The sequence below is a fragment of the Polystyrenella longa genome (genome assembly GCF_007750395.1).
In the GTDB taxonomy this organism is placed as follows: Bacteria; Planctomycetota; Planctomycetia; order Planctomycetales; family Planctomycetaceae; genus Polystyrenella; species Polystyrenella longa.
Genome location: NZ_CP036281.1, coordinates 1,409,600 through 1,433,696, shown reverse-complemented (window position 1 = coordinate 1,433,696; position 24,097 = coordinate 1,409,600). Strand labels below are relative to the sequence as shown.

Below are 24,097 nucleotides of genomic sequence, written 5' to 3'. Positions count from 1 at the left end.
AGATTAAGACTGGAGACAATGCACACTCATACATCGTATTACATCTATTCTTAGAGTCAAGCGGTGAACCGACAGTGGCGAACCAATCGCAAACTTCGATTGTCCCTTAAAAGGAATGCTACGCTTATGCCCACCTGTCATCATTCATAATGACCAAAAAACAGACTAAATGGCTGATACTCCATGAATGAGAAAAAGAAGAAGACGCCCAAAGAACGTCGAGAAGAACGGGAGCGTCAAAAAGAGGGAAAGCGGCGACGGGAAGAGGAAGCCCGTATTTGTCAGCGATTGACGGAACCGCTGCGCCGATTTGGATACACGATTCCCGCAGGTTCCATTCCTGCAGACTTAAAAGAGCAAGCCCCCAACAACTCTTACGGAGCTCCTCTGTATTACGAAGATATTGAATTCACCTGTCAGGATTGTGGTTCGGAAGAAATCTGGACCGCCGAGCAGCAGAAATGGTACTACGAAATCGCGAAAGGACCGATCCAGGCCACGGCGATTCGCTGCCGCGATTGCCGACGCAAAGAGCAAGAGCGAAAAGAACAGTCTCAGCTCCCGAAAGGCTATTCAAAGAAGACGCAGTAATCAATGCCACACTCAACAGATTACATCACAACAGACTTGGATCTGTATTCACCGCAGTCGTTTCACTCATTACGTAGAGAATTAGAGCGTCAATGTTTGCTATTGCATTACCATGAACATGAGGAGAGAGAGTCTTTTGCAGTAGTGGAATGCATCTTAGAAGAAGAATCTCCCACAGCTGAACAGGAAATCACGCAACTGCTAGACGTTATTGTGAAACTCAACTCGAACGCTCGTAAGGAATGGAACAACTGTTCCAAACGAGTACTAAATCTCGGTTTTCGTACAGGTGATAACTCTCGTTTTCATGCCTATAAATGTGATATCTCAGAATCTCTTGTCCGTCAGGCGGCGGTACTGGGCTGTTCCATTGAAATCACGATTTACTCCAATTATGAAAATGATAAAAACGCCCATTGACTTGTTGGCGTTTATTAATGATCACTTTTCTCTACTAGCAGTGTCATCAGTTTCTGATACCGTTCGTCAAACTCCTGCCGGTCTGATTCCACAAAGCCCTGACTATCAAAGCCAGACTTGAGTGCGATCGCCTGAACTTTGATCGCTTCTCGATCTCGTTTCCGGGTAACGTGCGCCGTGATACGCAGTAGTGAATCGATCATCCGAATCGAGACGGCCACACTGCGGATTCCATTTTGCCGAACCATATTGAACGCATCATTCAGTATTTCTGGAAACCGGTCGACGTTGGTTAAGACAACACGGGGTGTTCCCTCTTCATCACGACGAATGATTTCAGGAAAATCGCGTTCAGCCAGCGTACACAGTGCGCCGCTGAACCGATCAATACAGCCCATCGCCGTGAAAGGATCATTGATTCCGGGAGAAAGAGCCCGCACAGCGATCTCCACCAATTGCAGAACCGCGTAGCTGATATCCTGCCGGGGTGTGCGGGTTGGCCCGATGATGATCACCTGCTGAATGGTTTTAATCAAACTGTCCCGTGCATCCTCGTCAAGATCATCGCCGGACTGGTAACTCTGAAACTCGGCTAGTGTCTCTTTATAAGTAACAAAGTTACCCGGTTTGCAATTGAGTTTCAGCAGCCCCTTGTGCTCGCATGCTTCAGAAATCAGCGTGTCTCCATCAATCCCTTCGATGTACCCTTCTGTAGAACACAAGATTTCAATCGTTTCTCCTTCAGGTCTCGACAGTGCTTCTTCTGCCGTGTGTGACTCATCTTCTTCTCCCCTTGGTCGCCCTATGTGTTCCGGGAAGAGTCGTTCGATGGTTGTCCCTAACTCGTCAGCAACCGATTCCACCAGATTGGGAGCCTGAATCGATGTGGCGACATGGTGAATAAACCAGATCAATAACCACATACTGATTAAACCAAAACCGACGCCCACAGCCGTGCCAATGTGGGGAACGAAGGCTACCTCCACGTATTCGGGTTCTCGAATGGTCCTCAGGACGAGTAGACAGAATAAAGCGGAGCCAATGTACTGCCCGATCACCCAGTCAGCGATACTGTCGCTCATGACATTTCGCACCAATCGGGATCCGAATTGGGTCGAGGCAATGGAAAGGCTGAGGATTGTGATTGAAAAGACCACCCCGGCAAGCGCAATCGTCGCACTTGCAACAGCCGTCAATGTGGATCGGGCCGCTTCAGAAGTTGTCGAGAACCATTCGACCTCCTCATCTTTCTGTGCCAGATTTACGTCCACGCTATGGGTGACTTCCGAGAGCACAATCGCGAACAGGATCATCAACGTCGGTCGGAACCAGAAGCTTCCGCGAAATGAGTCCCACAAGTTAAGAAGATATGTTTTCATTGATCAATCAAATTCTAAATTCAGTCCATCCCCAGCGAAAAATGCCACCAAAACCACTGCAATCCGGTCTGGTTTCGCCATTCAGCACGCTGCGAAGCTTGGTAAAACTACGACTTGTGCAGGTCGTCTCTCACTTTACGGGCCATGAGTGGATCACTGAAAGCGAGAAAACGAAAAGTTTTCGCGATTTTGTTTCGAATTCCAATGGTGTATAATGCCCAAGCTGACCTCCCCTCTCTATCTCCATTTCTTCGCCGGCGCGCACACTTATGTTGGATCGTAATCGAGAAATCTATGTTCTGCTGATCTGTGAAGATCCGCAGGACTCCCAAATCATCCGGTATCTGCTGGCCGATTCGAGTCGGGTTCGATTCGTACTGGCGACCGTTCGTACCGTGGATGAAGCGATGGCGGTTCTCCTAGAAGCAGAGTACGACGTTCTCTTACTCGATTTGAAAATGTCGCACGATGATGTCCTCGCCCCATTTCGAGAGATCCGCAAAGCGCAGAGCCGATTACCCATAGTAGTGATCAGTGAAGACGATGACGACGAAATCGCAAACGAAGCAGTCCATGATGGAGCCCAGGATTATATCCAGCGTTCCGAACTTGACCCGACACTACTCGAACACGCCCTCCGCTATGCGATCGACCGAAAAGAGGCTGAACAGGAATTGCGGACGACCGAAGCCCGGTATCAGTCACTCATCGAAAGTTTGCCCCTGAATGTTTTCCAGAAAGACCTGGCCGGGCACCTCATTTTTGCAAACAACCTGTACTGCCTGACGATGAATCTCACTTGGGAAGAACTGGCGGGCAAAACGGACTACGATCTCTTCCCCGATGAGCTGGCGGAAAAATATCGTCGCGACGATTCCCACGTTGTCGAATCAGGCGAAGCACTCGAGGATATTGAAGAACACGTTAAACAGGACGGCGAACATATTTATGTCCACGTCCTCAAAGGTTTGGTCCGTGATGCTGAACAAAATATTATCGGTACGCAAGGAATGTTCTGGGATGTTACCGCGGAGAAACAGGCAGAAAAGGCACTCCGTCAGAGCGACGCCCGCTTCCGCCGGTTTGTTAACTCGGACATCATTGGTATCGTCATCACAGACACGCACGACAAGATCACTGCCGCAAATAATGAATTCCTGCGCATGATCGGATATTCCCGCGAGGACTTGGATACCGACCGGATCAACTGGGAAAGTATCATCCCTGTCGAACATCGCCATTACGACGAAGAAACAGAACGGCTGCTCTCCGAAACCGGCAAACGGCCTCCACTGGAAATGGAGTACATCCGAAAAGACAATTCGAGAATTCCGGTCTATGTCGGAATGACTCAACTCAGTGATGAAGACAGTCGCAAAGAGACAATCTACTTCGCGCTGGATATGACGTCACAGAAACAGGCAGAAGCAGCACTCCAGGCCGCCAAAGAAGCAGCCGACAGCGCTAACCGGGCCAAGAGCGACTTTCTCGCCAATATGAGTCACGAAATTCGTACGCCTATGAATGCCGTCATCGGAATGACGGAACTCGTACTCGATACCAAACTAACCGGCGACCAGCGCGACTATCTGGAGATGGTACTTGCCTCGGCAGAATCGCTGCTCTCCATTATTAACGACATTCTCGACTTCTCAAAAATCGAAGCAGGCAAGTTGGAACTGGAATGTGTTCCATTTGAACTGCATGAAAATGTCGGCGACACGATGAAAACCCTATCCGTCCGGGCAGGTAAAAACTGGCTGGAATTGATCACCGACATCCGTCCGAATGTTCCCGACGTCGTCGTGGGTGACCCACACCGTCTTCGTCAGATTTTGATTAACCTGGTCGGCAACGCGATCAAGTTTACCCCACGAGGAGAAGTCCTGCTGAAAGTCGAAGTGATCGAAGAGACCGAGGAAGATTGGGAGTTGCAGTTCTCTGTTAGAGACACCGGTATCGGCATTTCCCCAGACAAGCTCGATCACATTTTCGACGTCTTCGAACAGGCCGATACCTCCACGACGAGGCGCTTCGGCGGAACGGGACTCGGTCTATCGATCTCCCGACGGTTGGTCGATTTGATGCAAGGCGACATTCGAGTCAAAAGCCAGATGGATAAAGGAAGTACCTTTGCCTTCACGGCCCGATTTCTGAAAGCAGACAGCGATGCACTGCCGATGAAAAAACTCGTCATGGATCAGGATTTGACAGGACTACGGGTTTTAGTTGTTGACGACAACGCTAATAACCGACGCATCCTTAAAGAGATGCTGCTCAGCTGGAATATGTATCCGGTCACCGCCTCGAATGTGAAACAGGCTCTTGAGCAATTGCACCATGCACAGCAGCACGGCCAGGCCTTTGACCTGATTCTCAGCGATGTGAATATGCCTGATCAAGATGGCTTCATGCTGGTTGAAGAGATTCGAAAAGACAAAGAGATTTCGAATCCAACCATCCTGATGCTGACCTCGGGCGACCGTCCGGGTGATCGTGATAAATGCAAAAGCTTCGAAGTTGCTGCCTACCTGATCAAACCGGTCAAACAGTCCGAACTTTTCGACACAGTAATTTCGACGATCGGAGGAACCTCACTCCTCGACGATGACCAAAGTCCGTCGACTCAAACCCGAGTCGCGAACGGTCTGAATATTCTATTAGCCGAAGACAGTCTGGCAAATCAGAAACTGGCTGTCGGCCTTCTGGAGAAACGAGGGCATCACGTGAGCGTCGTTTCGAATGGAAAACAGGCGGTGCTGGCCGTTCATAAGGAAACCTTTGACGTCATTCTTATGGATGTGCAAATGCCAGAAATGGATGGGTTCGAAGCAACTCGAGAAATTCGCAATTTCGAGGCAGGTTCCGAGCGGCATACCCCCATCGTCGCGATGACCGCGCATGCCATGAAAGGTGATCGCCAACGCTGCCTCGACCAGGGAATGGATGGTTATCTCGCTAAACCCATTCGTTCCCGGCAGGTCTACGAAACCATTGAGTTTCTGGCCGCTGCCAATAAAGAACCCTCGATCAAAATTGTCAAAGTCGAGCCACAAGAAGCTTCTCTCGACACCAAACCCAGTGAGCTCAACAATTTTCTCGACAATGCCAGCGACGACGAAAAACGCTGTATTGAATCAGCCTTGGAAGCCGTCGATCATGACGAAGAGTTGCTTCGAGACTTCGTATCGGCTGTTCTGATTGAATCACCCGAGGTGCTCACGAAAGCCGAACAGTCTCTCGCCAATGAGAATTGGGACCACCTGAAACGACATGCACACACACTGCGAGGAACGTTGCGGACCTTGGGAATGGAAGAAACCTGCGAACTGGCAGCAGCGGTAGAAAAGGCTGCGAAAGCTAAACAGGGAGAGGAAGCCGGAATTCAATTGGAGAAACTCAAACCCCAGGTCGAACGCATCTCCGAGATTCTGAAACGGTACATTAATCTCGGTCCATCTTCCTAGACAGCCTTGATTTCCCGATCGCTCTACTCCATTCACCCGACTTGAATCCCTTTAGACAAGGAATTTGAGCTCTTCTAATAATTAAAGGGGTTTTTAATTGGATTCCGAACTGGTTAGAATAATATCTGGGCCGAGGCGACCGTCAGCGTTCTGAGCGCTGAATAATATACGGGAAGCCCCCACGAGTCAGAGAACGAACAGGTCGTTGAAAGTCTACTTTTCACCATCTTTCGTCCAGGATGAAACGGGTTTAACGATGCCGACAATTCTTGTTGTTGACGATTCCGCCGCCGATCGAATTCGGGTAGGTGGTCTCATGAAAAAAATCCCGGACGTGAATATCGTCTTCGCTTCCAATGGAGTTGAGGCGCTGGAAGCGATCGAAGATCATATCCCGGACATAGTTCTCACCGATCTTCAAATGCCCGAGATGGATGGTCTCGAACTCGTCTCGACGATCAAGAAAGAATACCGCCTGATCCCGGTGATCATTCTGACGGGAGAAGGTTCCGAAACTGTTGCCGTCCAAGCACTCCAACAGGGTGCTGCCAGTTACGTCTCCAAACCCCGAATGGCCAAAGACCTGCGCGATATTGTCGAACGAGTTCTTTCCACTGCCGAAGCTCAAAGCGCCCAGACCCGGTTAATGACTTACCGGATGACCCGCAACGAAACCGAATTCTGTATCGAGAATGATCCAGCTCTGATCTCCTCGCTGGTCAGTTATCTGCAGGAAGAAGTCACCCGCATGAGGTTCTGCGATGAAACCGAACGCCTTCGCGTCGGCATCGCCCTCGATGAAGCAATCCTGAATGCGTATTATCACGGCAACCTCGAAATCAGTTCTGCCCTTCGCGAACAAGATCATCAGGCATACTACAACCTGGCCGAAGAACGACGTCATCAGGACCCTTACCAGAGCCGTCGAATTCACATCACGGCGACATTAACTCCCGAGAAAGCAACTTACATCGTTCGTGATGAGGGAGCCGGTTTTGACCAGTCCACCCTCCCCGACCCGGCCGATCCTGCCAACCTTGAAAAACCATGTGGCCGCGGGGTTCTCCTGATGAAGACCTTTATGGATGAAATTCATTTCAGCGAAACGGGAAACCAAGTCACCCTCGTAAAACATCGTTCGAAACCGTTTCTCGACGACTGCGACGACGAGGAAGATGACGACGACATCTAACAGTTCAGAATCTCGTCTATATGAGATAGCCTGAAAAAACGCCGCCCCGAAAATCGAGACGGCGTCCGTTCTTTATACTCTTAGGAATGGACATGCTTCAGTTCACGGGTACGAAACGACTTCATTCCCGTTGATCGTCAGCAGATTGCTATAAACTTCGACAGAAATGTTCTCCGTCACAGGGTGCACGGATCCATCGCAGAACAGAAACAAACCATAAGACGTATGAGGGGCAGAAACTCCCCGGTCCGCTCCCGGGCCGACCGCCGTATTTGGCGTAAACTGCCCATCGAACAGCACCATATGACCATGATCGTCTCCGGGCGTATCGATATCACGCACCGCCGCCAGCCAGGACGTCTCGAATGAAGGGTGCGGGGGAAGCCCTCCCATGATCGGGCCATTTGTCCGTTCTCCAATCGCAATGGTGTGCGTTGTTCCATCCTGAATATCTTTTATCTTTGTCGCACTGTTCCGATAAAAGACTCCTTCCGCTAATTCAGGAGTCGCATCCAGATTCACCGACGAGGTCGCCGGTCCCCAGCTCGCGCAGTAACTGGAAGTTGCATATCTTTCGACATCATTCGGATCCGTATCATCCCTCACCACCCAATTATCAGGCGAGTAAGTATCGGAGGGACAATGGAAAAAACCGAGCTGCGTCTCGCGAATCTCCGCATTGGCTGTATCGAATGGAGGCCGCTCGAAATCGATCATCGCGTAGTAATTATCCTGCTCCAGAAACGGTAGCACATAAGCTCCCCACGCAAACCCAAGTTGATTGTCCTCATCCGTTCGATCAGGCAGGTCACCCGTAAGAGCCTGGTAATCTTCACCATTCATATACAGATAACCGGGCGGCATCACCCGGTGCAGCGATTCGTATCCGTGCAGTGCGATTCCGATCTGTCGCAGTTTATTCCGACATGTCGTCCGCCGGGCCGCTTCCCGCGCCTGCTGCACAGCAGGCAACAACAGTCCAAGCAGCACCGAAATAATCGCCATCACGACCAGTAATTCGACCAGCGTGAAAGCGGACCGCCGATGTTGGTAATTCATCTTTGATTCCTTAGTTTTTATATTGGAAATGAAGCATGATTGTCGATCGCTCTTGCGCGCCATCTCCTCGTCTACGCAGTAAGCCACGCGCAGACCGGTAGCGCAAAAACAACGACATTGAAAATCCTGCTGAAGCAAACGTCTACAGTCGCAGCAGGATCGTTAAGCAATCACGCCCATTTCCGGCGGCGGAACCAACGGTTCATAATCAGGCGAGATATATTTACCATCGGCGCGGGGCAACCAGTCACTATGTGACACCGACAACTTGATCAGCGATAGCATGGGGTAATGCGGAGATTTGAATTCCCATTCAAAAAACATCATCAATTGGTCCGGCTTTAGAAGCACCACGGCATCAACTCTAACCGTATCAAGTTCTGTTTCGACCTCCTCCATCTCTCGACCAGTTTCAGCAGCAATCATTCCATTAGATGCGACTGTCGAAATACGGGTCGTTTTCTGATTTAATTCATCGTCGCCAAACTCATACGAAAACTCGAACCACAAAAAAGAAATATGGACGTGTTTCCCGAAACCAGACATCTCCGGTTTACTCTCCATACGTCCCGAATTCGTTTTTGGATCCACCTTCGCTTCATGAGAGTGGTCACGCTTATGGCTATGACCGTGAGAATGATGGTGTGAATCTAAATCACCATGATGATGTCCGAGGTGGTGATGTCCGAGGTGGTGATGTCCAAGGTGGTGATGCTCGTGGTCATGATGTTCGTGCCCATGTTGGTGACTATGCCCATTGGCGTGGCTGTGGGAAGCGTGACCTCCGTCATGTTCGTGCATGTATTGGACGTCGATCAATAACGACATCAACAGGATCAAAACCAAGCAACCGGCGCACCATTTCAACCCACGCACTTTTCGACCGCGCCACCTCAGCGAGCGGGAAAGTTGACGAATCAGGAACAATGATCGCGGGGAAAGCAAACGAAGAGCCTTGCGGGAAAGTCAGTGGGGATTTCTTCTAACGGTCGTATCTTAACAACCCCTCCCTCAACCAATCAAATCGCTCACGGGTTTACCCAACCCATCTTTAACGCATTGTCTCTCGCTGGGAATCTCACCTAACACTTACTCGAAAGCTTCTGGTGCCTCGGTGCCCTGTACACTTTCCTCAGAGGGTTTTAGGACCACTCCTAGTCTTCCGGCTCTTTTATTTCTCTTTCTCCGCAAAAAGGATCACATTTGATGAGTTTTTCGATACTTTCTTTAGAACTGCCTGGTTGCACTTTCACACAAAACGAATATTCTTCATCGAAAAACAATAGCGAGTAATCTGCGCTCGATGAATATTTGCAACAAAAATCGATCATAATACTCCACTCTGGCATACCCTTCGGAGTTATGCAAAGTGATGTACCATCATTAAGGAGACTTACTATTACTAGTGCGTCTCTTTGTCTTGTTGAAAAATCACCTTTCGATAACAGTATTTCTACATCATCAACTGTTTCAGAGAGTATTTGCGAAAATATTTTGACAATTTCTCCCTCGAAACGCCTTAGGTCAACACGTCTGGTAAACAGAGCACTGCTCATTGTCTATATCCCTTTACGAATTCCCAATGCTCCTTGAGGAAATCCTGATTCGTCAGCAATCCTACGAAAATAATCATGGGTACGAAGAATGAACTTCTCGAAAGGAGTCGTAGGATCTTGAATTATCTCTGAACTAAGTTTCAAAACCGTTCAACAATAATGAACAGACAAGCGAGTTGCACGAATTCTTGATAGAGGCGAGCGTAGCATTCGTATCGTACCACGATCCGGCGAAAGGTCTTCTGTCAACTGATCGTCCGTTCGACTTTCCAGCGTTTACGATAACGGCGTAACGCTCTCCCATCCTCAGTTGCTTTCTTCTTCCGAGACTTCTTGTGTGGGGAGATCAGTTCGATGCCTCAACCAATCAAATCGCTCACGGGTTTACCCAACCCATCTTTATCGTGTTGAACTTTGGATGAATATTTTATGATACATTACAGGCTGCTACGATTTGGGAAGGAATGGAGTTATGTACTTAATCCCAGCGTCAAATTCGGAAAAGTATCTTTCTCCTTCGTCACCACCGGTGATGAAGAGTCCATAGAGGTTCTTTCCTTTATTTTCTTTGACTCCTTCGATTAGTGGAGACCAGTTTGAAATAGCGACCGATCCAAGTACGCTGGGACGTACTTACCAGCGGAATCAACCAAATGGCCACTTTTTATGTCTAGAATATAAATATTTACTTCGTTTAAATACACCAGTCAGGATTGCAAACTTAAGAGAGTCGGCCCCAAATGAGTTATAACCATATAATTGAACCTCCTCTGTTAGATTCTCTTATTACAGATCCTAACAATGTGGAAGTTGCTGTTTGTGCATTGAGTTGGATAGCTGAAAAGATTGAACCGGCAATATCAGTTTACAAAATCTCTTTTCGTCTTGAACTAACGTTTGTCCAATATCATGGTCCATACCCTGCTTATTTAGCATGCTTTGAAAAAGACTCTGATCGTTGGGATATAGAGACATACGTTTCAAATCTCATTGAAGCTCTCTTAAATGAGTCTTCAGTATTAGAACTACTGAAGTTTGTTGATAAAGCTAATACTAACTGGAAGAAAACTACCTTAGAGCTAATGAAAAGAGATAGAGTCCCAGAAGTATATCAAGAACAATACCGTTCACTCCTCTCGAACCGGCCCTGAAACCCTCTGAAGATAGGGCACCGAGGCACCAGAAAGTTTCGAGTAAATGCAGGTGATATTCCGAGCTGGAGACGAGACTTCTGGACTTCTTCAGCCATATGGTCGTCCGTTCGACTTTCCAGCGCTACGAATAGCGGCATAACGCTCTCTTCTTATTCCGGTTCTTCTTGTGTGGCGTGATCAGTCCGATGCCTTGTAAATTGAGCAAGCGATGTCGCCGCCAATCGCTATCGACCGCTCTGTCGTAAATCAGTCGGGCCGGACCCGGAAAGGTATTGATTTGCGAAGCCTTCCCCACGCACATTTCGACCACGTGACTTCAACATGCGGGAAAGTCAGTGGGGATTTCATCTAACGGTCGTATCTTAACAAACCCTCCCTCAACCAATCAAATCGCTCACGGGTTTACCCAGCCCATCTTTCGTCGCATAAAATGGGCGCTGCTGCACATCGATTCCAAAAGTCGCCGGTATTCCCAGCATGTGCAGGATAGTGGAATGCAGATCTGTGATGGTTACCGGGTTTTCAATCGTTGTACAGGGGCGTTCGTCAGCTGTTTTCCCGTACACAAGCCCCTTCTTCGCTCCACCACCGAACATCAAGACACTGCCTGCCCCGGTGAAATGACGGTGCATCCCGTAGTGCTTGAGTTCCTGAATCACATCGGGTTGCGGAACCTGCTCGGGCACTTTGTTGTCCGGTTTCCCTTCCACCATCATGTCCCGGCTGAATTCGCTCGCCAGTATGACTAACGTTCGATCCAGTAGTCCACGTTCTTCAAGATCCAGGATCAATTGAGCAATTGGGCGATCGATTTCCGGCTTCAATGTTTTCAAACGGGTATATCCGTTGTCATGCGTATCCCAATGCAGGAAGGGAACGTACTCGGTCGTCAATTCAATAAACCGAGCCCCCCGCTCCACCAACCGACGGGCAAGTAGACACCCTTGACCAAACCGTCCCGTATTATAAATGTCTAGTTTTTCCTGCGGCTCTTTCGCCAGGTCGAACGCTTCAGCCGCGGGAGAGCTCAACAACCGATAGGCATTGTCCATCGATCGCAGTAGTGATTCCTGTTGATAATCACTCGCTTCCTGCAAGACGGGACTTTGCTGGACGAGTTTCTGATACGCTTTATAGCGACGTTTGAATCGTTCCTTACTCATCCCGGCTGGGGGGCGAACCGCGTTAGTTGCCTGATCGGGGTTCGGCACGCGGAACGGACCGTATTCACTACCGAGACATCCCCCTGTCTGAAATGCTTTCAGTTCTTCCGCTTCGCCATTTCCTTCGTACCGTTGTCCGATGTCGATAAACGCTGGCACGGCTGGGTTTTTCGGGCCAAGGGCATGAGCAATCCACGCCCCCAGATGCGGCGCCGCCACTGTCAACGGTGGTTCGTATCCGGTGTGCCAATGGTATTGATGCCGCGAGTGCAGAATCTTTCCTAAGTCTCCCACCACATGAGACCGAATCAGCGTTCCTTTATCGATAATCGAAGCCAGGTTTTCCAAACCATCGGAAAACTGGACCCCATCCAATGCCGTCGGTATGGAAGGGAACGTACTCAAAACCGTATCGGATTTCATACCAGGCTCGAACGGCGTGTAACGTTTGGGATCAAACGTTTCCGTATGAGCCATTCCTCCTCCCATCCACAGGAGAATAACCGAATCGGCGGTCGGATCGATGGCTGGGTTTGACTCTTGAGCGCGGAGCAATTGAGGCTGTTGGGCAAATAACGCACTCGCTCCAGCAGCGGAAAGGCCTTGCAGAAATTGACGTCGGTCGAATTTATTCTTCATGATATTTTTCCTCGGGGCGAATCCCCGAATGAATTTCAATGACTTCTCTGAACACAGTTTTAATTATCTCATTATCGGATGAGCTGAAACTCGGGCAACATCACGATAATCCAGAGAAGATCCTGTACCCCTTCTGAATCTTTTTCTGGTCCGATCAACTCCTGAGCGATAAGTAATTCCTTTTCGGTCGGTTCACGTGACAGGGAAAGTATGTATATTTCACGAATCAATCGGTCAACTTCTTCCGGTCCATTCGCTTTCCAGTACTCGGCTCCAGTTTTCAGTAACGTGTCCAGCGTTTCTCCGTTGGTTAATTCCAACGCCTGTAATGTCGTTGCGAATGTATCCCGCTGCATTACAACCTGTTCACGGTTAGGACGACCAAGAGCCGCCATCAGTGGATCTCGATTCGACAGACTCGCCCGGATTTCATCCGCCGGCTTGTCCTCTCCGTTTTCTTTCAGAACTGCCAGAATCGCGCCATACTGTCCTCCCTGACCGCGCCCATCTTTAGTCTGTTCGGGCGACTGAGCTGGTTGCCATTGATGAATGAGCACGGAAATCGCATCCAGATACTGTTCCGCCGAAAGACGTTTGACAACTGGACCACGGAATTCCACGAACTCTTCTTCCGGTGGCAGCTCCGCGACGGAAGGCATTTGATAGACACGCGAATTGCAAATAATTTTGAGTGTTCGTTTAAGGTCGTAATCGTGTGCAACCAAATCGGCAGCCAACCATTCCAGTAACTCCGGGTGCCACGGTTGACGATCCATCTCGTGAACCGGTTCAATCAATCCACGGCCCATGAGGGTCGACCATAATCGGTTTACGATTGTCCTCGCGAGTCGACCGTTCTCTGGTTTCACGACTAAATTCGCGAGTTGGTCCATTCTCTCTTCGCGACTCACTGTCGCGTCGATGGTTCCCAATTGGGGAAAAAGAAAACCGACTTCGGCGAATTCGCCGGTCGCCGTATCACAGTGGTGAACTTCCAACGGTTCCGTGGCGAAGACAGCCGATAAAGCCCAGGCGTCATCAAGCTTCCAATCGGATATGAAACTATCGTGACAGCTGGCACATTTCAGGTTGATCCCCAGAAAGACTTGCCCCAGGTTTTGTGCCGCCTGTACCTCGGTCCGTTGGCTGGCATTCACCACACCTCGCCACTGAATTCCACGCGTAAACCCTTCCGCACCAGAAGAGCCGCTTAATAGTTCATAGACGAATTCATCATAGGGCTTATTTTCAAAGAGAGCTTTGTACAACCAACCCGTAATCTGACGACGACCATCATCAATAAAACCGGTTCCGTGATAGGCATTCCGCAGTGAATCGTTCCAAAAGGTTAACCAGTGATCGGCGTAAGCCTCGCGATCAGCGAGGAGACGCTCAACCAGTTTTTCTTTTTTGTCTGGCGAATCATCTTTGACAAACAGTTCAAGTTCTTCAGGCGAAGGTAACAGTCCTACTAAGTCGAGCGAAACCCGTCGAGCGTAAACACGATCATCTACCAGCTCGTTGATGCTAACTTGATGCTTGTTCAAATAATCGAATAGAACGCGATCAACCGGATTCTCAAGTCCCGTGACATTAGGAACATCGACTGGCTGAAGTTCCAATGGAGCCGTCTTGGCACTACGAAAAACAAAACCCTCCGGCCAGGCAACTCCCTCTTCAAGCCACTGCGTGAGAATCTGTTTTTGCTCGTCGTCCAAGGGCTTACCTTGAGGCGGCATAACCAAGTTTGCATCTGTCTCATGAATACGCGAGAGAAAGTTCGAAGTGGCGGGTTTCTCTTCATCTATCGCCGGTCCAGAATCCCCGCCCTGCATTAATAACTCGCGTGTCGCCAGAGAGAAACCCCCTTTGGGCTCGGCTCCCGAATGACAGCCGGCACATCGTTGCATTAAAATCGGTTTGACGTATTTATTGAAGCTAACCTTCTTCTCATCCGCTGCTGCCGATTTCACAGCACAAGATAGGACAAGCAGCAGCAAAACCGAGAGAATTCCGCGGTGTCTTAACATCACGCGAGCGTTTCCTAAATGGGATGAATCGTTGATAAAAGGTCTGATACTCAGCGTGACACATCGCCAGCAGGAGTTAAGTACCTGGGATAAACAAATAAAGATTTCCTTATCTATTTTACGCGTCAAACCAGGCTGTTGTATAGCCTTCCTGTTGGAGCTCCGGACAAGTTAATGTCAGTCAGATGCATAAGGAATACGGCGAGCTGAACCCAGTGTTCCATGAACCGTTTCAGATTCGGATATTTTCCGCAGCGCGCATAAAAAAACCTTCTCGACCGGTTAGGATCGAGAAGGTTTCGTTGGTTAATTCCGGCGATGACCTACTTTCGCACTGGTATGCACTATCATCGGCCCCAGAAGCTTAACGAACGTGTTCGGAATGGGAACGTGTGTTTCCAACTGGGTATAGTCACCGGAAATGAACAGAGGCACCAATCAACCGAAGTTGACCGCACTCCTCTGCTGTGACTTCGTAATCGCTGCCGTAAAGCAACGACCTTCTGTCATATACAAAAGGTTGTAATCTGAGTCGTCATTTCATACCTAAGGCTTGGATATAATATCCAGGTCAGGTTGTTTGTAAAATTGTCCGCTTTGATCTTGATCGGCAACGTTTCACAAGGAACCATGTTCCAATAAAAACCGTCACAAAGTCAAAAATCAAAGTGGTCAAGCGTTCGTCCGTTAGTACTGGTCAGCTGAGATGATTGCTCACCTTACACAGCCAGCCTATCGACCTGGTCGTCTTCCAGGGGACTCTCGGTCACTAGGACCTACGAAACCTCATCTCAGGAATAGCTTCGTGCTTATATGCTTTCAGCACTTATCTAGACCGTACTTAGCTACCCTGCCATGCCACTAGCGTGACAACAGGAACACCAGAGGTACGTCCCTCTAAATCCTCTCGTACTAAAGAGAAAATCCTTCAAGTTTCGTACGCCCACAGCAGATAGGGACCAACCTGTCTCACGACGGTTTAAACCCAGCTCACGTACCACTTTAATCGGCGAACAGCCGAACCCTTGGGAGCTTCTTCACCCCCAGGATGTGATGAGCCGACATCGAGGTGCCAAACCACTTCGCCGCTATGGACGCTCGGAAGTGATCAGCCTGTTATCCCCAGAGTACCTTTTATCTGTTGAGCGACGGCCCTTCCACTCGGAACCGCCGGATCACTAAGCCCGACTTTCGTCTCTGCTCGACTTATAGGTCTCGCAGTCAAGCACCCTTCTACCTTTGCGCTCAACGCCTGATTGCCAACCAGGCTGAGGGTACCTTTGGGCTCCTCCGTTACTCTTTGGGAGGAGACCGCCCCAGTCAAACTGCCCAACTGAAACTGTCCAGAACCCGGATTCACGGGATCCTGTTAGACTTCAAACAAATTCAGGGTGGTATTTCAAGGATGGCTCCCTGATGGCTGACGCCACCAGTTCATAGCCTCCCACCTATCCTGCACAAAATGTGCCTAAAGCCAATATCAGCCTACAGTAAAGGTTCATGGGGTCTTTCCGTCTTGCTGCGGGTACGTGGCATCTTCACCACGACTACAATTTCACCGGGTTGCTGGTTGAGACAGTGCTCCAGTCGTTACACCATTCATGCAGGTCGGAACTTACCCGACAAGGAACTTCGCTACCTTAGGACCGTCATAGTTACGGCCGCCGTTTACCGGAGCTTCGGTTGTGAGCTTCGTCCGAAGACTAACCCCCTTCTTTAACTTACCGGCACCGAGCAGGTGTCAGACTCTATACATCCTCTTACGAGTTCGCAGAGTCCTGTGTTTTTAGTAAACAGTCGCCAGAGCCGATTTACTGTGGCCTTCCAGAGCGTTAACCCTAGAAGGCACCCCTTATCGCGAACTTACGGGGCCAATTTGCAGAGTTCCTTAACCAGCATTCTCCCGAGCGCCTTGGTCTTCTCGACCTACCTACCTGTGTCAGTTTTAGTACGGTCATCAATGCTTCAAATCTTAGAAGCTTTTCTTGGTTACACTGCTGATCATTTCGTCATCCAGGGACTCAAGACTTCTTCTTGAACATTGTGGCGGATTTGCCTACCACTATCTTAAAGAAGCCTACGGGGATTTCTGTCACCCCGCTGACCTTTCATGCAACGTCCCTCCATCGATCCACATTGACGGCGCAGGAATATTAACCTGCTGTCCATCGTCTACGCCTTTCGGCCTCGACTAAGGTACCGCCTAACCCTGGGCGGATTTACCTTCCCCAGGAAACCTTAGGTTTTCGGCGAGCAGGATTCTCACCTGCTTTATCGTTACTCATTCCGGCATAATCACTTCCAGACCCCGTCACCACTCCTTACGGTATGGCTCGTATCTGATCTGGAACGCTCTCCTACCAATTAACTTACGTTAATTCCGCTGCTTCGGTATTGTACTTACTCCCGTTCATTATCGGTACTAGCATGCTCGACCAGTAAGCTATTACGCACTTTTTAAATGATGGCTGCTTCTAAGCCAACATCCTGGCTGTCACTGCACACTAACGTCCTTAGTGACTGAGTACAATTTAGGGACCTTAGCAGGCGATCTGGGTTGTTTCCCTCTCGACCACGAAGCTTCTCCCTCGTGGACTGACTCCTGAGATAATCGTAATGGTATTCGGAGTTTGGCTACGGTGGGTAGGCGGGAAGCCCCCCAGCCGAGATCAGTATCTCTACCCCCATTACGTAGTGGCTCAAGGCTAGCCCTAAAGCTATTTCGGAGAGAACGAGCTATCTCCAGGTTTGATTAGACTTTTACTCCTCCTCACAGGTCATCCCCTAATTTTTCAACATTAGTGGGTTCGGTCCTCCACACAGTTTTACCCGTGCTTCAACCTGCCCATGAGTAGATCACCATGGTTTCGCGTCTACCGCCCTTGACTATCATCGCCCTATTAAGACTCGGTTTCCCTTAGGCTTCGATCCTGAAGATCTTAACCAGCCAAAAACGGTAACTCGCCGGATCATTATGCAAAAGGCACACCGTCACACTGTCCGAAGACATAGTGCTCCGATCGCTTGTAAGCATGTGGTTTCAGATTCTTTTAACTCCTCTAGCAGAGGTTCTTTTCATCATTCAGTCACCTTACTGATTCACTATCGGTCGCCAGAGAGTACTTAGCCTTAGGAGGTGGTCCTCCTAGATTCAGACCGGGTTTCACGTGACCGGCCCTACTCGGGTATCTACCGGGAGGTAACACAACTTTCAAATACGGGACTGTCACCCTCTTTGGTTTCGCTTTCCATCGAATTCTTCTAGCTGATTACTTGATAACTCCACAATGGTAAACCCCACGACCCCACCCGATAAATCGGATGGTTTAGGCTGATTCCTTTTCGCTCGCCGCTACTCAGGAAGTCGAGTTTTCTTTCTGTTCCTACGGATACTTAGATGTTTCAGTTCTCCGCGTTAGCCTCATATACCTATGTATTCAGTATATGATAATTCGGAAATCCCGGGATCAATGCTCGTTTGACAGCTACCCCAGGCTTATCGCAGCCTTCCACGTCCTTCATCGCCTTCTGGCGCCAAGACATCCCCCACATGCCCTTAGTAGCTTGACCACAGTGATTTTTAACTTGGCAACCTCGAACCGAAAACCAGTACCCTTGCTAGAGGTGATCTAACAAGAACACAGAACAGAAGGCTCAAAACAATGCCAATCCAAATCAATGTGACAAACAACCTGTTTTAACGATAACTCTTTTTTGCTGAGACCAACCGCTTGACCGAAGCCAACCGACCAGACATCAGCGTAATACTTTTCGCTTAAACCTAGACATTACATACACAAGCAATTCACCGACTTTCTTATCAGGTTGCCCTGACGATCGAGCCGGCAAATAACGCTCTTATCACTCTTGAAACTAATCTTGAACTTTCAACCCTTCCCCGAAGAGACGAATCAATCATTCGCAACGCGTTTCAATCTGATAAAATTGTATCTTTAAATATAAAGATGCCACTCAGATTACTACCTAATTGTCAAAGATCAAAACCGAGGCCCCAATAGTGTTGCCACTACCAAAACCACCGGATTCAGCATGAGCTGAAGCCAACCTGCTGCGACCAAAGTCGGCAAAGCGAACCCCAAAGGACTCGTTTTCCTGAAACGGGAAGAAACCCGATTCTGCAGCAACCTCGCTTCAACTCACTTATAGCGACGGTTAATGTTCAGTTCAAGTCTTCGGCAAGCAGCCGACTCACACTTGAACGATTTCACCGTAAACTCTTTCCCGCGTTAGACTTGAGCCGCCTGAAGCAGGCGTTTCAAAAATCAGCGGGAGAGGAATAGTACCCACACCAGACTCGATCGTCAACGGTGTGGCCAAGAGTTCCGAATTATTTTTTTAAGAATTGATGCAGATGCCCCACAGGGGCCATCCTGAACCCCACTCTGCGCTTTGATTAACTCTTATTTTATACGTTTGAGTTCTGAGACTCTCGTGTTTCGGCACAGTCAGTCCGTAATCCCGCGGCTTTTTCCTGATAAGATGCTTTCATTCTCCACCGACAGAAACTTGTACTCTTCCAATCCTCGCTACCGAAGGACAGACTTCATGCCCCAGAACAATCGCCGGATTCTCCGTTTTGTTTCACTTGATGAGGCTGTGCTCGATTCCCAGGAATTATTGGCTCAGGGATATATCGCAGTGGGAAATTGGGACCTGTCGCAATGTTGCCGCCATCTTTCGCTTTGGCTGACTTATCCAGTCGAGGGATTCCCACCGATGCCATTTCCGATGAATATTACCGCCTGGATCATGAAGAACACGTTCGCCCCAAGGTGGTTGAAGAAAACTCTCCGATCAGGCGTCTGGCCAGCCGGTGTTCCCACAGATAAACGAACTGTCATTGCCCCGGGAGGAGATGATTCTGCTGCTGTTATGGAATTCAGAGTGGCGGTAGAGAAATTCCAGGCTTACTCGGGGCCGATACAGCCCTCCCCTTTATTTGGCGATCTCGACCGGGAGACATGGAAGCAGGTGCATTTGCTGCACGTGGCCCATCACCTCAGTTTTCTGATTCCTCAAGAGAAATCTGAATAATACCGAGCCAGGTTTGAACGGCCTTTCCATGAAACCGACCTCCAATAAAGTGATCGGTACAAAATATAACAACCCGGACAGGAATAGTTCCTGTCCGGGTTGTTCGTACATGTTGCTTCAAACTTACTCCTGAGAGCAAGTAAGAAGCATGGGTGGCTGCCACTTAGACAACCCGCCGGTTATCTAGGCGTCGCCACCTCGTTGGTTTGTTGTACTGTTAGATGAACTCACTTGACCACCTCCTTTCTTACCGAATAGCTCAACCATGGCAGGACTCTGGACCAACATCGTCCTGCGGAATTGAACCGCCCATTTGGGCTTCGTATGAAGGCTTCACCGAAACTTTCGATTGAAGGTATCAATCAGCAAGTTCAATGAGGCATTCCGAGAATGTCCCTTCGTGTGCGACCACGAAACTAACAAGACCATAATCGCGTATTTCATCAGTCTGACAAGAGCAAATTTGGGAGGTTCACCATTTTTTTTCTGCTCCGATCGATTTCCTTCATAATCACCGAACCGCTTGTGTCTGATCCAAATCCCGCTTACAAATATAAGAGATGTTTCTTTCGTCAGGAATTCGCCTGACGGCTTTCTGCTGCCCTGCCTGACAAAATAAAGCCCGCGCTATGACACAGACTTTCCGCACCCGTACTCGATCAATTCGATCCGGCCTTTCCATCCTCGCCCTCACCTGCTTTTCATCAGGGTTATTTTTCACTGATGCCCTGAAGGCTGAGGAAACAAAGCAGTCCTTTACCTCTGCCGTTCTCGACCCGATCTGGCAGACGGAACAACTGCGTGAACCCATTTTATTTCTGCAAGAGGAAGGACAACTTCCAACTGGTAAACTCTTCTTCACGCCTAAAAAGATTGTTGCCGTTGAAAGTGCGACGCGGAAAATTGTGTTTGAAGAGGGAACGGACTTTCGCTGGGATGCTGAAAAGAACCAACTCGTGCTTCCTGAAGGAAGTCGCATTCCGCGTCTGACTACGGAAGAACTTTATCCGTTGATGACTTCCGACACGCCCAAGATTGGAAAACCGGGTGCCCCGAGTGATACGGGACGCGGCGTTTATTTCGACAACAAAGATGGCTACCACCAGCTTCAAGTGGAAGTGATTTATGAAACAGAACCTGGCCAATGGAAAGGACCTGTTACTAAATACGCGACCGATTCCTTGCCCCACACGACTGCCAATTTAAAACAAGCGAAGCCAGTCAAAATCTTCCTGTTAGGGGATAGCATCTCCGAAGGTTACAACGCGAGCGCTTACTCTAAGGCAGCGCCTGGTTGCCCCGCTTATGGAGAATTGACGGCGATGACTCTGGAGTCAGCAACCGGAAGCGATGTCGACTTCCGGAATTTCGCTGTCGGTGGATGGCAAGCAAGCCAGGGAGTCAAACGAGTCGATGAAGAAAAGTTGGCAGAAGAAAAACCAGACTTGGTCATCATTGCGTTTGGCATGAATGACGTCTGGCGCAAAGATGCAGCCGCCTTCAAAAAGAACATCAAAGAAATAATCGACGCATTTCGTGCCAAGAATTCAGAGTGTGAGTTTTTACTGATTTCCACAATGCTGGGGAACGAAAACTGGGGCATGCCGATGGACCAGTTTTACACGTATCGCACAGCCCTGAAAGAACTGACAGGGCCCGGAATCGCGCTGGCAGATCTGACCGCTGTGTGGGAAGAGTTTCTAAAACGGAAAACCTTCTACGACCTGACTGGCAACGGAGTGAATCATCCGAATGACTTCGGACATATTATTTACGCCCAGGTACTTAGCCGGATGCTGTTGGACGATTCCGCGTATGAGGTCAATTAGATCTGGTAACAGTCAATCGTAGCAGCCTCAGGAAGGAATATGCTCTTCGCGGATGGGCGCCAGGAACCAGGACGATTTCCCACCGTCAGGTCGTTCTGCCGGCGCCGGCGTTCGTTTCGCGGGTGAAGTTTCAAAAATAAACAGATACTGAGCCAAGCCCCTCGAAGGTAGAGGCCGTCCTGACACCTCTGAAGGTTGGGGCAATCGATTTCTGTTTGATTTGAGTTCATCCGACGACGCCTGATTGAGACCCTTCGCAGGTTCCTGTCGGTCAGATTTAATAGCAAGACTCTTATTGGGAGCGTTCTTAACGGAATCACTCTGACCTTCACCAGCTTTGTCTTCTTCCGCAGGAATGCTAACGTCCCGATTTCCGAAGCTCGCGTCGCTTTCCGGGATCGAATTCTGGCGTTCTGTTTGTCCCTGCCGGGAAAAGCCCTCAGCACCAAACAATTCCTCATCTGTACTGGAGCCACCACCTGAACCGGAAAGATCATTAGTAACCCCGTCCCAGAGACTGGACAGCTGAGCTCGCGGAAAAGTCAGCGCGACCTGATATCCATATTCGGAGACACCCAGCTCATTTCCACTGCTGACCTCGTCCCGCTTCGTCTTTTTTTCCTGGAAAGTTTTTTTCTTTAACCGGGCTCCCAGCACGACATAATTCCGTTGCAAGCTTGGTCGCGATAAACCATCTCTACTGTCTCCCCTGTCGGCAAGTTCCGAGGAAACAATTTCGACACGCGGTTCCGCTTCCACATTTGTCTCGGACTCATTATCAAATTCGGCAGGACGTAACTTCGCCAGAGAGGGAGACTTGGCGGCAGCTGGTTTTTCGTTGGGCGTACCCGCTTCTTCCTGCTCTGATTTTCCAGAATTGATTATGGCCAACTCCATCAATGTTTCAGCAGATTGGATGTCTTCGTCAACGGCTCTAAAGTCAACGGCGACTCCATTATTGTTGACATTCATCGAATCCATATTATACGCGAATTGCTCACAACTGAGCGATGTGACTGATGGTACATTGGCGGCAGTTTCAACCTTAGCAAGCGAACTGACTTGCTGCATTTCAGCGAGAGCCGCTTCAATTTTATCGGGTGGGGCCGTGACAAAAACGGCGACCAGGTTTTGATCGCCCAGTTGACTGTAAGCCAGTTGATTCATAGGAGCGGCTTGCAGTCCTTCGGCCAATAGCGACTGTTCTTTCTGATCTACTTTTATCGGAGACTTGTCCTCAGCAGAGCCTGATTCGCGAGCCCGATATTCGTCAGTATTCGTATCGGCAATCACCTCACCATTAGTGATCTCGTGGCGTTGCAATAAAATCTGGAAGTCACTGAAGGATTGAAACCGATCAACGACCGTCATATGCACCACTTCCACCTGGTCCCCTTGTCCGTGCGTTGCTTTCACAACCGCACCAATAGGAACCTGTGTTAAATCTTTGTTGAATTTCCCTGAATGACTTAAACCAACGACCGTATCAGTGGCAGGCCAGTTATTTAGTGGAGGCAGCCTGTTACCATTCAAGTCAGAATCGAGACCTTTGCCTTTCGCCAGCGGAGCATCTACTCCCAGTTGTGGAACCGGTTTCGCTTGCATCTTTTTCATTTGTGCCGGATTCGAACCTGACACCTCATTGGTCACAGAAAATCGTGCGGCTCCGTTGGGACCTGGCGCCTTATCGCTGTTTTCAGTACGGGCAATTAAGGGGACCTCTTCCGCAGGAGAAGAAGAAAATAGTTCTTCGGACTCCAGAACGACACCTCGGTCATCGTCCGCCATATCTTTGTTCGCTATTTCGATGCTCGACGCCACATGACCGAACTTCGCGTCTTCTCTTTCACCAACCAGATAAACCATCAGGAAGATTGCCGCCGCTGTTGTTGTCGCCAGACCTACTGCGGCATACAGAATTCGGTGGGAGTTCGTTTTCGCAGGGGTAGAAGCCGCGACGGGTTGGGCGGGTGAACCGAGCAGACTTTCTCGTTCGATCTGTTGGCGAATGCGGGCGCGCAATTCGTCGGGCGCCTGAGCCTGAGGCAATCCCTTCAAGGCGGCGGAGATATGGGCGATTTCGTCCCGTTCGCGCTGAGTAGCGGGCTCTTTCTCGAGCTTCTTCACCACCTCAGCCCGTTCCTGTTCAGTTAATTCGCCATCAAACAGGGCGGAAATCAATTCGTCGGCTGACATACGGACACATCAATCTGGAGACAAAAAACTTATTCTAAATATGGATTGGGTAAAACCGGGTTGTGACTATTTCTGAACCTGAAAAATAAGGATTAACATGACTCATCCGGGTATTTTGACCGTTTCAGATGTCTCCTGAGTAAATGATCAAAATAAACTCATTATTGTTGCGATCTGAAGGGCCTTGGAAATCCCCCAGTTGTCGGGAAGCAGGCCAAGCGACGTCACGACTCACAAAACGCCATAAACACTTAACAAATAACAATTTACAGCAAGAAACAGGATTTGGAAACGAAAATAGCTTTTCCTGCATCTGTTTGGATGTCGAATTACAGTAGATAGTTCCCTTTTTCCTTATCTGGCCGAC

At 49.2% G+C, this 24,097-nt stretch carries 14 protein-coding genes and 2 rRNA genes; 7 read left to right on the top strand and 9 right to left on the bottom strand.

Annotation, left to right across the window (positions count from 1 at the left end; translation table 11 throughout):
- Positions 1-183 precede the first annotated feature (183 nt).
- Complete coding sequence (locus tag Pla110_RS05390) at positions 184-591, top strand: zinc-ribbon domain-containing protein (RefSeq protein ID WP_144993988.1); 408 nt, start codon at positions 184-186, stop codon at positions 589-591.
- A gap of 3 nt (positions 592-594) precedes the next feature.
- The gene (locus tag Pla110_RS05385; RefSeq protein ID WP_144993986.1) at positions 595-1,011 is read left to right on the top strand and encodes a hypothetical protein; all 417 of its coding nucleotides are present in this window, start codon (positions 595-597) and stop codon (positions 1,009-1,011) included.
- Positions 1,012-1,025: 14 nt separating this feature from the next.
- Here the strand turns inward: Pla110_RS05385 and Pla110_RS05380 are convergent, their stop codons facing one another.
- Complete coding sequence (locus tag Pla110_RS05380; protein WP_144993984.1) at positions 1,026-2,390, bottom strand: DUF2254 domain-containing protein; 1,365 nt, start codon at positions 2,388-2,390, stop codon at positions 1,026-1,028.
- 269 nt (positions 2,391-2,659) lie between these two features.
- Between Pla110_RS05380 and Pla110_RS05375 the strand changes: the two genes are divergently transcribed.
- Positions 2,660-5,857 (top strand): response regulator, encoded by a 3,198-nt coding sequence (locus Pla110_RS05375; RefSeq protein ID WP_144993982.1) that lies wholly within the window; start codon positions 2,660-2,662, stop codon positions 5,855-5,857.
- A 256-nt stretch (positions 5,858-6,113) separates the two neighbouring features.
- Entirely contained in the window at positions 6,114-7,049 is a 936-nt protein-coding gene (locus tag Pla110_RS05370) for an ATP-binding response regulator (protein ID WP_144993980.1), read from the top strand.
- Between the two features lie 102 nt (positions 7,050-7,151).
- On the opposite strand, the gene Pla110_RS05365 is transcribed toward Pla110_RS05370, so the two are convergent.
- The 3 genes from Pla110_RS05365 to Pla110_RS05355 all read right to left on the bottom strand — a co-directional run bounded on the left by Pla110_RS05365 (position 7,152) and on the right by Pla110_RS05355 (position 9,664).
- Positions 7,152-8,108 (bottom strand): DUF1559 family PulG-like putative transporter, encoded by a 957-nt coding sequence (locus Pla110_RS05365; protein ID WP_144993977.1) that lies wholly within the window; start codon positions 8,106-8,108, stop codon positions 7,152-7,154.
- Between the two features lie 162 nt (positions 8,109-8,270).
- The gene (locus tag Pla110_RS22540; protein ID WP_197440519.1) at positions 8,271-9,053 is read right to left on the bottom strand and encodes a hypothetical protein; all 783 of its coding nucleotides are present in this window, start codon (positions 9,051-9,053) and stop codon (positions 8,271-8,273) included.
- A gap of 209 nt (positions 9,054-9,262) precedes the next feature.
- A complete protein-coding gene (locus Pla110_RS05355; RefSeq protein WP_144993976.1) occupies positions 9,263-9,664 on the bottom strand; it encodes a hypothetical protein in 402 nt (133 codons plus the stop codon).
- Between the two features lie 740 nt (positions 9,665-10,404).
- On the opposite strand from Pla110_RS05355, the gene Pla110_RS05350 reads away from it, so the two are divergent.
- On the top strand, positions 10,405-10,815 hold the full coding sequence (locus Pla110_RS05350) for a hypothetical protein (RefSeq protein ID WP_144993974.1): 411 nt from the start codon (positions 10,405-10,407) through the stop codon (positions 10,813-10,815).
- A gap of 380 nt (positions 10,816-11,195) precedes the next feature.
- On the opposite strand, the gene Pla110_RS05345 is transcribed toward Pla110_RS05350, so the two are convergent.
- From Pla110_RS05345 to Pla110_RS05330, 4 genes are all read right to left on the bottom strand, one after another.
- The gene (locus Pla110_RS05345) at positions 11,196-12,620 is read right to left on the bottom strand and encodes a DUF1501 domain-containing protein (protein WP_144993973.1); all 1,425 of its coding nucleotides are present in this window, start codon (positions 12,618-12,620) and stop codon (positions 11,196-11,198) included.
- A gap of 71 nt (positions 12,621-12,691) precedes the next feature.
- Entirely contained in the window at positions 12,692-14,650 is a 1,959-nt protein-coding gene (locus Pla110_RS05340; protein WP_144993971.1) for a PSD1 and planctomycete cytochrome C domain-containing protein, read from the bottom strand.
- Positions 14,651-14,960: 310 nt separating this feature from the next.
- Positions 14,961-15,070, bottom strand: a 5S ribosomal RNA gene (rrf, locus tag Pla110_RS05335).
- Between the two features lie 248 nt (positions 15,071-15,318).
- A 23S ribosomal RNA gene (locus tag Pla110_RS05330) occupies positions 15,319-18,220 on the bottom strand.
- A gap of 996 nt (positions 18,221-19,216) precedes the next feature.
- Here Pla110_RS05330 and Pla110_RS05325 point away from each other — a divergent pair.
- Together Pla110_RS05325 and Pla110_RS05320 are read left to right on the top strand one after the other, a co-directional pair.
- Positions 19,217-19,705 carry a DUF1569 domain-containing protein gene (locus tag Pla110_RS05325; protein ID WP_197440518.1) on the top strand — a complete coding sequence of 163 codons (489 nt, stop codon included), beginning with the start codon at positions 19,217-19,219 and terminating at the stop codon, positions 19,703-19,705.
- A gap of 629 nt (positions 19,706-20,334) precedes the next feature.
- Positions 20,335-21,534, top strand: coding sequence for an SGNH/GDSL hydrolase family protein (locus tag Pla110_RS05320; protein ID WP_144993967.1), 1,200 nt, complete (start codon positions 20,335-20,337; stop codon positions 21,532-21,534).
- Between the two features lie 27 nt (positions 21,535-21,561).
- On the opposite strand, the gene Pla110_RS05315 is transcribed toward Pla110_RS05320, so the two are convergent.
- Positions 21,562-23,730 carry an anti-sigma factor family protein gene (locus tag Pla110_RS05315; RefSeq protein WP_144993965.1) on the bottom strand — a complete coding sequence of 723 codons (2,169 nt, stop codon included), beginning with the start codon at positions 23,728-23,730 and terminating at the stop codon, positions 21,562-21,564.
- Positions 23,731-24,097 lie beyond the last annotated feature (367 nt).